This is a genomic window from Paenibacillus mellifer, from assembly GCF_023195895.1.
Classification (GTDB): Bacteria; Bacillota; Bacilli; order Paenibacillales; family Paenibacillaceae; genus Fontibacillus; species Fontibacillus mellifer.
Genome location: NZ_JALPRK010000019.1, coordinates 94,536 through 106,427, shown reverse-complemented (window position 1 = coordinate 106,427; position 11,892 = coordinate 94,536). Strand labels below are relative to the sequence as shown.

General features: G+C 55.3%; 11 protein-coding genes. All 11 read left to right on the top strand.

The features are described 5' to 3' along the window. Window positions 1-184: 184 nt before the first annotated feature. A complete protein-coding gene (gene spoIID / locus M0651_RS18085) occupies window positions 185-1,216 on the top strand; it encodes a stage II sporulation protein D (protein ID WP_248553130.1) in 1,032 nt (343 codons plus the stop codon). Between the two features lie 101 nt (window positions 1,217-1,317). Further along, a complete protein-coding gene (locus M0651_RS18080; RefSeq protein WP_248553129.1) occupies window positions 1,318-2,064 on the top strand; it encodes a M23 family metallopeptidase in 747 nt (248 codons plus the stop codon). A gap of 569 nt (window positions 2,065-2,633) precedes the next feature. Continuing rightward, window positions 2,634-2,918 (top strand): sporulation transcriptional regulator SpoIIID, encoded by a 285-nt coding sequence (gene spoIIID, locus M0651_RS18075; RefSeq protein WP_248553128.1) that lies wholly within the window; start codon window positions 2,634-2,636, stop codon window positions 2,916-2,918. Window positions 2,919-3,161: 243 nt separating this feature from the next. Further along, the gene (locus M0651_RS18070) at window positions 3,162-4,160 is read left to right on the top strand and encodes a rod shape-determining protein (RefSeq protein WP_248553127.1); all 999 of its coding nucleotides are present in this window, start codon (window positions 3,162-3,164) and stop codon (window positions 4,158-4,160) included. Window positions 4,161-4,236: 76 nt separating this feature from the next. Further along, complete coding sequence (locus M0651_RS18065; protein WP_248553126.1) at window positions 4,237-5,136, top strand: flagellar hook-basal body protein; 900 nt, start codon at window positions 4,237-4,239, stop codon at window positions 5,134-5,136. A gap of 31 nt (window positions 5,137-5,167) precedes the next feature. Further along, window positions 5,168-5,989, top strand: coding sequence for a flagellar hook-basal body protein (locus tag M0651_RS18060; RefSeq protein ID WP_248553125.1), 822 nt, complete (start codon window positions 5,168-5,170; stop codon window positions 5,987-5,989). A gap of 12 nt (window positions 5,990-6,001) precedes the next feature. Next, window positions 6,002-6,205 (top strand): DNA-directed RNA polymerase subunit beta, encoded by a 204-nt coding sequence (locus M0651_RS18055; protein WP_248553124.1) that lies wholly within the window; start codon window positions 6,002-6,004, stop codon window positions 6,203-6,205. 307 nt (window positions 6,206-6,512) lie between these two features. Beyond that, on the top strand, window positions 6,513-6,935 hold the full coding sequence (gene fabZ, locus M0651_RS18050; protein ID WP_155607679.1) for a 3-hydroxyacyl-ACP dehydratase FabZ: 423 nt from the start codon (window positions 6,513-6,515) through the stop codon (window positions 6,933-6,935). 37 nt (window positions 6,936-6,972) lie between these two features. Next, window positions 6,973-8,691 carry a phospho-sugar mutase gene (locus M0651_RS18045; protein ID WP_248553123.1) on the top strand — a complete coding sequence of 573 codons (1,719 nt, stop codon included), beginning with the start codon at window positions 6,973-6,975 and terminating at the stop codon, window positions 8,689-8,691. A 62-nt stretch (window positions 8,692-8,753) separates the two neighbouring features. Next, window positions 8,754-10,772: a DUF5693 family protein gene (locus tag M0651_RS18040; protein ID WP_248553122.1), complete on the top strand. Its 2,019-nt coding sequence runs from the start codon at window positions 8,754-8,756 to the stop codon at window positions 10,770-10,772. Further along, window positions 10,745-11,890, top strand: coding sequence for a polysaccharide pyruvyl transferase CsaB (gene csaB / locus M0651_RS18035; protein ID WP_248553121.1), 1,146 nt, complete (start codon window positions 10,745-10,747; stop codon window positions 11,888-11,890). Before M0651_RS18040 ends, csaB begins: the two co-directional genes overlap by 28 nt. Window positions 11,891-11,892: the final 2 nt, after the last annotated feature.

Genomic DNA, 11,892 nt, shown 5'->3' with positions numbered 1-11,892 from the left:
GGGGGGGGGGGGGGGGGGGGGCCCCCCCGGGGGGGCGCCCCGCCCCCCCCCCGCCGCGGGGGGGGGGGCCGCCCCCCCCGGCGGCGCAGGCGCCGCCCCCGTGGTGGCGGCGCTGATCGCGCTGGCGCTGTTGCTGCCAGCGCTCATCGCGTGGCGCGCGGCGCAAGCGCCCGCCGCGCGCCGCGTGCCGGCGGCCACGGCGCAGACGCCAGCGTCTGCCGCCTTGCCGCCGGCGGCGGAGCCGCGCCCGCAGGACGCGGCTCGCGTCGAGGCGCCGCCCGCGTTGCCGGAGGCCGCGGGCGGGACGCCGGTGCGCGTCTACCTCACGCGCACCGGCGCGGTCGAGACCGTGCCGCTCGAGCAGTACGTCACCGGCGTCCTCGCCGCCGAGATGCCGGCGGACTTCGAGCTCGCGGCCCTGAAAGCACAGGCCATCGCGGCGCGCACATACATCGTCCGGCGGTTGGCGGCCGGAGATACCGGAGGCACCGCGGGCGGCAAAGCCGACGTGAACGATACGGTGGAGCATCAAGTCTATCTCTCCCGGGCAGATTTGGAAGAGTGGCCAAGCCGGGGCAAGTCCGCGCAGCTCGAGAAGCTGCGTCAGGCCGTCCGGCAGACGGAAGGGATCGTGATGATCTTCCGCGGACAGCCGATCACCGCTTCCTTCTTCTCCTCAAGCGGCGGATATACGGAGAACTCCGAAGAATATTGGTCGCTGAAAATCCCATACCTGCGGAGCGTGCCTAGCCCATGGGACGCGACGATCAACCCCAAAAACCGCGAGACCGTTGAGATGCCGCTAGCCCAGCTGTACAGCAAGCTCGGGCAGAAGGTACCAGAACCTGTGCAGACGGCATTGGCTGCCCTGAATCAAGGGGATAATCATGCAAAGGCAGCGACGAAGCTGAGCGCCGGCAAGCTGTTCAAGACGCTTTCCTGGACTTCCGGCCGTAGGGTAAAGGAGGTTCGCATTGGCGATCAGGTCTACACCGGCCGTGAAGTACGGGAGAAGCTGAATCTCCGCTCCAGCCAATTTACGTTGGCGGTGACCGGCGATACCGTCAAGATCACGACATACGGGTATGGCCACGGGGTTGGCATGAGCCAGTGGGGAGCGAATGGGATGGCGAAGGAAGGGTATACGGCGACCCAAATTCTCAAACACTACTATACGGGAATCTCGTTTCAGCAGGCCTCCCATTTTCTCAAGTAGCCGCGCGGAAAACGGACATTCTCTTTTTCTGAAAAAAAAGTATAGAGCCGAAGTATAAAAGAGTTCGCCCCGGTAACACTGGTTACTGAGGTGATGAGCAAATGAATGAAAATCAGAAAAAAACAGGACACGAGGAATCTCCTAAAATTGGATTGGGAGAGCCGGTTAAGCCGGTATCCGCGTGGAAGAGATTATTGTCGAAGAGATGGGTTTACCCGGCAGCATATGTGGCGGCAGCGGCAATTATACTAACCTTAGTGTGGGTCTACCAGGATGCGAGCAACAAGCCCATGGACTCGACCCCCGCCAGCGTGACCGACACCGTAAACCTATCCGGCGAAGAGGAAGCCGCAACTGGGGAGGGAACCAAAGAGGGAGAAGCGACCGAAGTGATCGCCTCCTCGGAAGATCTCACCTGGCCGGTGGCGAATGTCGCCGATGTGACCGTCGTGAAGCCGTTCTATGAGAAGGAAGGCACGGCCGAGGAACATCAGGCCGCCCTGGTGCAGTACAACGATACGTTTACGCCAAACACCGGGATCGACTTGGCTCGTGAAGACCGCAAGCCCTTCGAGGTAACGGCTGCTATGAGCGGGAAAGTAACGCGGGTTGAAGAAGTGCCGCTGCTCGGGTATGTCGTGGAAATTACCCACGCCAACAACCTGAAGACCGTGTACGAGAGCCTGGGCGAAGTGAAAGTGAAGAAGGATGCTGAAGTGAAGCAAGGCGACACGATTGGCAGTGCCGGTCGTAACGAAATGGAGAAGGACCTCGACAATCACGTCCATTTCACGATTTACGAAAACGGCGAGCTGGTTAACCCGGCAACCGTACTTCCGAAAAACTAACGGGTACCCATCTACCCAACTTATGGACTACCGAGCCGGTCCGGCGACCCGGATGGCTCTGGCAGACAAGCGGAGAGCGAAGAGCCCTCCGTTTTTTTTTGTTCAGGTGAGAATTAACGTTATTAAATCATCTTATTTCACAGAAACTCAAGGTAAACAAGGGAATAGGGTTATTTTTTAACGTTATTTCCCCAAAAGCAAGCCCAAAACAGCTCCTATGATCGGAATAAGGTGATCGAATAACGTTAATTCACGAAAGTAACGCAATTACGCCGCAATAAGGTGAATGCATAACGCTATTTCATCATATTGCGAACTTGTCCAATCCACTCCAAACTGCCCGTCCATCCCTTGTACGATTCGCCTTCCCTATCCCGAGTCCCATCCTCAACCTCCGTCGTTTCACCCAACAGACTCTGGCTTGTCCCGCCTTGATGCACCTTCCCTTTAGATGACCGGAGGTAAAATAAATGGCCTCGCCCAGGCTTGTCAGGCTTGGAAACAAAGAATATCTAGGCCCGCCCCTCATATAATGTACCAAACTATCTCGAGTTGAGGGAGGCGGGAGCGTGCACGATTACATCAAGGAACGGACGATAAAGATTGGGCGGTGCATCGTGGAGACACGGCATACCGTTCGAACGATCGCCAAGGAATTCGGCGTTTCCAAAAGCACGGTGCACAAGGATTTAACGGAACGTCTGCCGGAGATCAATCCGGATTTGGCGGATCAGGTTAAGCACATTCTCGAATATCACAAATCGATCAGACACCTGCGCGGCGGGGAAGCGACAAAGATCAAGTATAAGAAAAAAGGTCAATCCAAACGCGAGGTGATTAGCTCCGCCAATTAATGGGTAATTATTTAGTTCACCCATCGAACGATTATCATTGAATCATTCCCCTAAAGTATGGTATTTTTAAATATGGTATAGGATGATGTGGATTTTCATCCATTAATCCCGAAATTTTTCGATATTCATCGACTTTTGTCGATTCACAACATCTTAGTTAGCGGGACACTTCTGCCATGATCACATGGGATAAGGCCGCTACGTCCTTTCCGTGATTTACAAAAATACGCTTTGGGGGATCGAATGATGGGCAAGGATATTGGGATTGATTTAGGCACGGCCAATGTGCTGATTCATGTGAAAGGAAAGGGAGTCGTTCTTGACGAACCTTCCGTTGTCGCGATTGACAGCGACGGAAGACGGGTACTGGCCGTCGGTGAAGAAGCAAGACGGATGGTGGGCCGGACGCCCGGAAATATCACTGCAATTCGTCCCCTGAAGGACGGAGTCATTGCCGATTTTGAAATTACGGAAACGATGTTGAAATACTTCATTGATCGGGTGGGCGGCAGAAGCTGGTACAGCCACCCGAGAATACTGATCTGCGCGCCGACGAACATTACTTCGGTGGAGCAGAAGTCGATTCGCGAAGCCGCCGAACACAGCGGCGCCAAAGAAGTGTATCTGGAAGAAGAACCGAAAGCGGCTGCAATTGGGGCCGGTATGGATATTTTCGAACCGAGCGGCAACATGGTTGTCGATATCGGCGGCGGGACGACGGATGTGGCGGTGCTCTCCATGGGGGACATCGTCACGGCTTCGTCGCTTAAAGTCGCGGGGGACAAGTTTGATGCTGCCATTATTAAATATATTAAAACGAAGTACAAGCTGTTGATTGGCGAACGGACAGCGGAAGATATCAAGATCGGCATCGGGACGGTGTATCCGAACGGACGGGTGGCCGAGATGGATATCCGCGGCCGGGACATGGTATCCGGACTGCCGCTGACCGTGACGATTACGGCAAACGAGATTCAGGAGGCGCTGGCCGATCCGGTATCCTCCATCGTTGCTACCGCCAAATCGGTGCTGGAGCGCACTCCGCCGGAATTGTCCGCTGACATTATTGACCGCGGCGTGATTTTAACCGGGGGAGGCGCTCTGCTGAACGGACTGGACGAGCTTCTCGCCGAAGAGCTTCGCGTACCGGTGCTGATCGCCGAAGATCCGATGCACTGTGTGGTGAAGGGAACGGGCATCATGCTCGATAATTTGGACAAGGTGCTAAGAAGAAAGTTCTAATCGTCCGATATAATAAGAAGGAATGTGTTGCCCGGTGAGTTAGGGTATTGAATATATAGCGTTTGGAGGTAAGGCCATGCTAAGAGGTCTCTACACTGCGGCGTCCGGCATGATCGCCGAGCAGCGGCGGCATGATACGGTCACACAGAATATTGCCAATCTGAATACGCCGGGCTACAAATCGGTGAATACGGTGGCGCACTCTTTTCCTGAAATGTTAATTTCCCTGATGGGGGACAAGCAGGTGGGAGCCACTTCGCGTATCGGGAAGCTGGTGACCGGGGTGTTTGCGGAAGAGAGCTTGCCAGCGTTTACGCAAGGGGACTTGAAAGAGACGGGGAATGGGACCGATTTCGCCTTGATCTCGCAGCTTAGCTTGACCGACCCGGCGACGGGGCAACCTTATGCTTTTGATGCTTCAGGCAAATTCGTCACGGAAGACGGCGAAGTAATTTATCAGCCGCAGGCTTTCTTCGCCGTAGAAGATAACGAGGGTAATGTGCGTTATACGCGGGACGGCAGCTTCTCCGTGAACGCAGCGGGAGAATTGAGAACCTCCTCCGGTTATCGGGTATTGGATGATACCGGTACCGCGATTGTCCTCAACCCTGGTCTGGCCGTGGATACGCTGACCAGCGATGAAGCGGGGAATTTGACGGCGCTCGACAATACCGGTGCCCCGGTGAATCTCGGCGCTCTGGGAATTACAGTGGTCGAACAACCTTACCAGCTGGTTCGTGAGGGTAACGGTGTCTACCGTGTCGCTGATGAAGAGGCGGCGGGCGTACGAGCGTTGGTGCCGGGTGCGGATGTTGCGGGGGTACGTCAAGGCTACCTGGAGGTATCCAATGTGGATACCGCTCAATCGATGGTGGATTTGATGGCAGCTCAGCGGGCTTACGAGTCAAACCAAAAAATCATTCAATATTACGATCGTAGTTTAGATAAAGCGGTGAATGAAGTTGGCCGCGTGTAAGTAAGCGATTGGCTATAACAGGAGGTGCGGCATGAATAACACCATCATCAGCGCGATGGTTTCGATGAGCGGAATTCAACAACGTTTGGACTTGCTCGCCGACAATATTGCGAATGTGGATACGGCAGGGTACAAGCGCAAGCAAGCGAATTTCGAGGATACGCTGACTCGGGTCCAGCAGCAGACTTCCGATCTGAATCTGCCTGGCCGCGCGACGCCGTCCGGCTTCACTCTCGGTTTCGGTTCGAGAATGTCGCAGGTAACCGTGAATTACACCCAAGGCTCCATCAAGGAGACCGGCAATCCAACCGACCTGGCGATTGAAGGGAATGCAATGTTTAGCGTATTGACGCCGGATGGCGTTGTAGCTTATACCCGAGGCGGAGATTTCCACGTACAACCGGATCCGGATGATGCCGGTGCTGCCTTTTTAGTAAATAAGCAAGGTTATGTCGTCCTGAATGCCGATGGGGATCCGATTACGTTTCCGTCCGATGCTAAACTAAGTGTTGATACGGAAGGGAATCTCCTCGCTACGAACGGGGAAGGGACGATCGAGGCGGGACGAATCGCTTTGTTGACGGCTGAACGGCCGGATGTATTGGTTCAGAAGGACGGTAACTTGTTTGTCCTCGCAGCGGGTGTTGATCCGGCTCAGGCTATGGTCGATACGTTGACCCTTCCGCAGGAACAGCGGGCAAGCCTCCGTCAAGGTGCGCTGGAAGCCTCTAACGTGGATTTGACCGATGCGATGGCGGAAATGCTCCAAGTGCAGCGCGCATATCAATTGACTGCTCGTGCGCTGACGTCCGGCGAAACGATGATGGGCCTAGCCAACAACTTGCGCGGATAGGTGGGAGACTTCATGAGTGAAGAAGACAATCAACCGGTTGCCAAGCGGCCCGCCTGGATTGTGATCCTACGTGTTGTGCTTGTGTTGCTCGTTCTCGTTGTAGCACTGGCGGCAGGGACTGTCGTAGGTTACGTCGTTTTCGGCAAGCAGGACGCGTCGGATATCTGGAGCTGGTCGACCTGGCAGCATGTATTTGATTTAGTGTTTGCTTCGTAAATCACCATATATAATAGAAGAAACAGAACGAATTTAACAGAAATGTCCACAAACTCTCGGCTGACGGGAGTTTTCTTTTTGTAGGCGAAAAATGTATAATGATGGGGGACTCTACGGCAAAAACAAGTCAAAAGGGCTTTATCCGTAAGCGACCGAGAGGTCATTTGCGGATAAGCCCCTTATCTTAACCTTCGCTTCTGCAGAGGCGAAGGATAACTACAGTGTGACCGGATACCTACGCTTTTATTCAGGTTTGGTGAACTGCGCAGGGCCGGAACTCATCCGCTAAATGGAAAGGAGATTACATATGCTAAATACGAATGAAATCCAGGAGATTCTTCCACACCGTCCTCCATTCTTGCTGGTGGACCGCATTATCGAGCTCGAGGAAGGCAAACGGGCCGTCGGTATCAAGAACGTGACGATCAATGAGCCTTTCTTTACCGGACATTTTCCCGGTTATCCCGTGATGCCTGGTGTACTGATTACCGAAGCGTTGGCGCAGGTTGGGGCTGTGGCGATGTTGCATGTGGAGGCGAATCGCGGCAAAATCGGCTTCTTGGCGGGTTTGGATGAATTCCGCTTCCGCGGCCAAGTGGTACCAGGAGATACGCTGCGTCTGGAAGTCGAGATTACCCGTATGAAGGGTTCGATCGGCAAAGGCCACGCTATCGCCAAGGTTGACGATAAAATTGTCGCTGAGGGAGATATCATGTTCGCCTTGTCCTAAATGGGCTGCGAGAGAATACTGAGGAGGAGAAACAACCATGACTGAAATCAGCAAGGCTGTAAGAGAGAAGCTGGAGGGCTGGCTGCAAGATCCAACGATTGATGAAGCTACCAAACAAGAATTACGCGATTTGGCAAATAACCCGGCCGAACTCGAAGACCGATTCTATCGGGATCTGGAGTTTGGTACGGGTGGTTTGCGTGGCGTGATCGGCGCCGGGAGCAATCGCATGAACCTTTATACGGTTGGCCGTGCTTCGCAGGGCTTTGCCGAATATATTCTGGAAGCGCATGCCGGCCAAGCGGGGGCGCCTTCAGTGGTGATCGCGCATGACTGCCGTCACTTCTCTCCGGAGTTTGCGCTTGAGGCGGCTTTGGTACTGGCCGGCAACGGGATTGTGGCCAAGTTGTTCCCGTCGCTTCGCCCAACGCCGCAGTTGTCTTACTCCGTACGTGCGCAGAAAGCTACCGGGGGCATCGTCGTGACGGCGAGCCATAATCCGCCGGAATACAACGGCTACAAAGTATATAACTCCACGGGCGGACAGCTGGTCCCGCATGAAGCGGAACAAGTCATTGCCCGGATTCAAGATATCGCCTCCTTCGCTCAGGTCAAGCGGTTAAGCCGGGAGGAGGCGGAAGCAAAAGGGCTGCTCGTTTGGCTTGGCGCAGCTGAGGATGAAGCGTTTGCGGACACGGTGGCGAATACCAGTGTGAACCGCGAATTGATGGCCTCCGGCGCGGCTAAAGATCTCGTGGTCGTGTTCACTCCGCTGCACGGGACAGGGAATCTTCCTGTTCGCAGCGCGTTGGCAAAGATCGGATTCACCCAAGTACACATTGTGAAGGAGCAGGAATTGCCGGATGGCGATTTCCCAACGGTGAAGTCACCGAACCCGGAAGAACGGGAAGCCTTCACGATGGCAATCGAGCTGGGCAAGCAAGTGGGCGCTGATCTGTTGATCGGTACAGACCCCGATGCGGACCGGATGGGTGCGGTTGTTCGGACCCGGGACGGTGAATATGAAATTCTTACGGGTAACCAATCGGGCTCCTTACTCGTTCATTATGTATTAAGCCAATTAAAGGAGAGAGGAGCGCTTCCAACGAATGGCGCGGTCGTCAAGACGATCGTAACCAGCGAATTCGGCGCTGCCATCGCTCGACACTACGGGGCGACGGTGTTTAACACGTTGACTGGCTTCAAATATATCGGCGAGAAAATGAACGAGTTTGAAGCTTCCGGCGAATATACTTATTTGTTTGGATATGAGGAAAGCTACGGATATCTGGCAGGCAACTACGCACGCGACAAAGATGCCGTTGTGGCTTCGACGTTGATCTGTGAAGCAGCCGCTTATTATAAACGCCAAGGCAAGACGTTGATCGACGTGCTGGAAGAGCTGTACGGCCAATTTGGTTACTACCGCGAAGCGTTGGCCTCCCGGACGTTGAAAGGGAAAGACGGCTTGGCTCAAATCGGCGCGCTGATGGAAGCATTCCGCAGCAATCCGCCGCAAGAAGTCGGGGGCGTACGCGTCTCCGAGGTGCTGGATTACTCGCTTGGACTTGATGGTTTGCCGAAGGAGAACGTCCTGAAGTTCTTGCTGGAGGATGGTTCGTGGTTCTGTCTGCGCCCATCGGGCACGGAGCCGAAGATCAAATTCTATTTCGGCGTGTGCGGCACTTCTACGGAAGACGCCAAGTCGCGATTGAGTCGGATTCAAGACGACGTGTTGGCTCGCGTCGATAAGTAAACGGATTTTTCAAGGTTGGGGAAACAAAATAGGATTGATGCATTTTTTGAGGAGGTACCTTTGTGATTCGAAGTTGGCAGCGGTGGAATAACGCTTCCCGCAAATGGTTGTGGGTTTTGGTGATTGTCGGAATCCTGGCGTCCGTGCCGGTGATCGCGCAGCGGGTTCAAACGGAGTCGTCCGCGAATAAGGTGGAGTTCGTCTTTAATTATCGAGGTTTACTGGATATCGCTTCGTATCAGGCGGATCCGCAGGCGTATCTGGACGAACAGCTGGACCGGTTGAAGGAAGCCGGCGTAAGCACGATGGCGATGTTTGAAAGCACGCTCGACGAATTGTCGAAGACGCGTCGGATTATGGTGTTTAGTTCCGTGGAGGCTGCGAAGCTAAACGGAGTCGTCATTACGGAGAACGGGAATTACACGTACCTGGCTTTTACCAATGGGGAGAATGAAGCGCAGTTGAAGCCGATGATCGAAGCGGCATTCCGCAAACTGGACGTGCCGGTGGCGAACTGGCAGTATCAGGATCATGGAGGTCTCGTGATCGGCATGGGGATGGAGGAAGCGGTCATGAAGCCGTTGCCGCTGGATCCGATCGCGTTCGCCATGCTGCGGGAGAAGGGCTTTACGATTCTGCCGCGGCTTTCGGACAATATCCCTTATGATCAGGGAGAGTTGGATCAAGAGCTGGCCTTTTTTGCCGAGAACGGGGTCACTCGCATTTTGTTCGATGGCGAAGCCGTTAAAGGCTATACGGATAACGAGTCGAAGAACAGCCTGCAGGGATTTGCGGATTTGCTGAATAAACACGGTATCGGTATCGCGGCCATCGAAAACTTGAAGGCTCCGCAAAAAGGCTTCAACAAGCTGGCCTACTTGATCGACTATAACGTGGTGCGCCTGCATTCCTTGGCCGATACGGAAGCGACTCAAGATAAGGCGACGTTGGCCGACCGGTTCGTGCTGGCAACCAAAGACCGGAACATCCGGATGGTTTACCTTAACGCTTCGGCTTCCAAGGATCCGTCGAAAGCGGCCATCACGAATCCAATCGACAATCTGATCGGTTCGCTGCAAGCTCCGGGGAAGGCCATTGAGCGGATCGAAAACAATGGGTTCGAGCTGGGACAGGCGGAGGCCTTTACGATTCATGACGCTAGCTGGCAAAAATACCTCAAGGCGTTGGTCGTTCTTGGAGGCGTGGCGTTCGTAGCGCTGCTGATTTCCTGCTTCCTGCCATCGCTTACGCTGGCGGCTTTCGTTCTTGGATTAATTGGTTCGGCTGGACTGTATGTCCTGAAGCCGGTGTTGCTGGAGCAGGCATTGGCTCTGTTCGTAGCCATGAGCGCCCCGACGATCGCCATGATATTGGCGATTCGCAAGGTGCAGGAGCTGCAAGAGAAGCATTCGAACCTGACAGGCGGACGTCGGTTGACGCATACGATCGTGTTATTTATCAAAACCTCGCTGCTGTCGCTGACCGCCGTACCGTTCGTGATCGCCCTGCTGAACAACATTACGTACAGTTTGGTATTGAATCAGTTCCGCGGTGTAAGCTTGTTGCATTTGGGACCGATTTTGCTGATTGCGATCTATGTCTTCTTGTATCGGGGCAACTCGGTCTGGGAGGAATTGCGGAAATGGCTCAGCATGCCGATTACGGTGCTTTGGGTAGCCGTTGCGGCTGTGCTGGGGGTTGCGGCTTTGTATTACCTGTCCCGGACCGGCAATGCGGGAACGTTGCTGCCGGGCGAAGCGGCCTTCCGTTCCTTCTTGGAGAATACGTTTGGCGTGCGACCGCGGAATAAGGAATTTTTGCTTGCGCATCCGTTGTTTATCGTAGGTTTGTTCGCGGCCTTCCGCTATCGCTGGGCGATGTTTGTCATGATTATTGCGGTGATGGGCCAGCTGTCGATGGTCGACACGTTTGCGCATATTCACACTCCGGCAGTGCTTTCGCTGATCCGCGACGTTCTCGGTATGGGACTGGGTCTTGTGATTGGTCTGATTGCCGTCTTGGTTTGGCAAATCATTGAAAGGTGCTGGGATAAATGGTCGCCACGACTGCTAAAACTTTAGTCTTGTCGGGGTATTACGGATTTCGCAACAGCGGGGACGAGGCGGTACTTCAATCCATCTTGCTAGCGCTTGAAGAGGAAGGGCTAACCACAGGTGTGGATATCAAGCCGATCGTGTTGTCGATCGATCCGGAATGGACGAGTCGGACGTACGGCGTGGAATCTGTACACCGGATGAAACTTGGCGAGGTAAGGAAGGCTATTAAGAGCAGCGACGGGTTGATCAGCGGAGGCGGCAGCCTGCTGCAGGATGCCACCGGGATCAAGTCGATCCCGTATTACCTGGGTGTGATCAAGCTGGCGCAGTGGCTCGGCAAGCCGACCTTCGTCTACGCCCAGGGCATCGGACCGGTGAACCGCAAGCTGTTCCGGCCGCTGATTGCTTCGGTGTTCCGGCGCTGCGACTATATTTCCGTACGTGATACGGAATCGGCCAGCTTGCTGCGGGACATGGGGCTTCGCGGGAAGGACGCCGTTCAGGTCGTGCCCGACCCTGTCATGGGGCTGGCGTTGTGGGAGCATGTCGCCGGGCCGGAGGGGAACGGCGGTGGTTCAGGCGATTCCAACTCGGAGCTGCCGGTGGTTGGCGTATCGGTTCGCTTCTGGAACGAAGCGCGAACCGAGCTGACGCAGCTGGCCGAGGGGCTCTCGCTGCTCTGCCGCCGCAAGCCGGTACATATCCGGTTCCTGCCTTTTCATTTCCCCGGCGACGACGAAGCTTCGCGCTTCGTGATGGAACGGCTGGGAAATGTGGCGGAACGCGGCTGCACCGTGAGCATCGCGCCAGAGACGGAGCACCCGCAGGATATGCTGCGGGAAGTGAGCCGGTGCAGCCTGCTGGTCGGCATGCGGCTGCACAGCTTGATCTACGCCGCCTCGCAGAACGTCCCGCTGCTCGGCGTCTCGTATGACCCGAAGATCGACCATTTCCTCGGTCGTATCGGAAGCGTCCCGGTCGGGACCGCGGAGGAGCTGGATCCGCGGATTCTGGCCGCGGAAGGGGAGCGCCTCCTGCAGGAAGCCGGGACGTGGCGCAAGAGCCACGCCGCGCAAATCGCCGAACTGAAGCGGGAAGCACGGGTGCCCGCGCGGCGGATCGTTGAATTTTTACGAAAGTGATG

What these genes read in the sequence shown, in the direction of transcription:
- M0651_RS18080 (WP_248553129.1), top strand. Translation starts at nt 1,318, where the DNA reads ATGAATGAAAATCAGAAAAAAACAGGACACGAGGAATCTCCTAAAATT.
- M0651_RS18070 (WP_248553127.1), top strand. Translation starts at nt 3,162, where the DNA reads ATGATGGGCAAGGATATTGGGATTGATTTAGGCACGGCCAATGTGCTG.
- M0651_RS18065 (WP_248553126.1), top strand. Translation starts at nt 4,237, where the DNA reads ATGCTAAGAGGTCTCTACACTGCGGCGTCCGGCATGATCGCCGAGCAG.
- M0651_RS18060 (WP_248553125.1), top strand. Translation starts at nt 5,168, where the DNA reads ATGAATAACACCATCATCAGCGCGATGGTTTCGATGAGCGGAATTCAA.
- M0651_RS18055 (WP_248553124.1), top strand. Translation starts at nt 6,002, where the DNA reads ATGAGTGAAGAAGACAATCAACCGGTTGCCAAGCGGCCCGCCTGGATT.
- fabZ (WP_155607679.1), top strand. Translation starts at nt 6,513, where the DNA reads ATGCTAAATACGAATGAAATCCAGGAGATTCTTCCACACCGTCCTCCA.
- M0651_RS18045 (WP_248553123.1), top strand. Translation starts at nt 6,973, where the DNA reads ATGACTGAAATCAGCAAGGCTGTAAGAGAGAAGCTGGAGGGCTGGCTG.
- csaB (WP_248553121.1), top strand. Translation starts at nt 10,745, where the DNA reads ATGGTCGCCACGACTGCTAAAACTTTAGTCTTGTCGGGGTATTACGGA.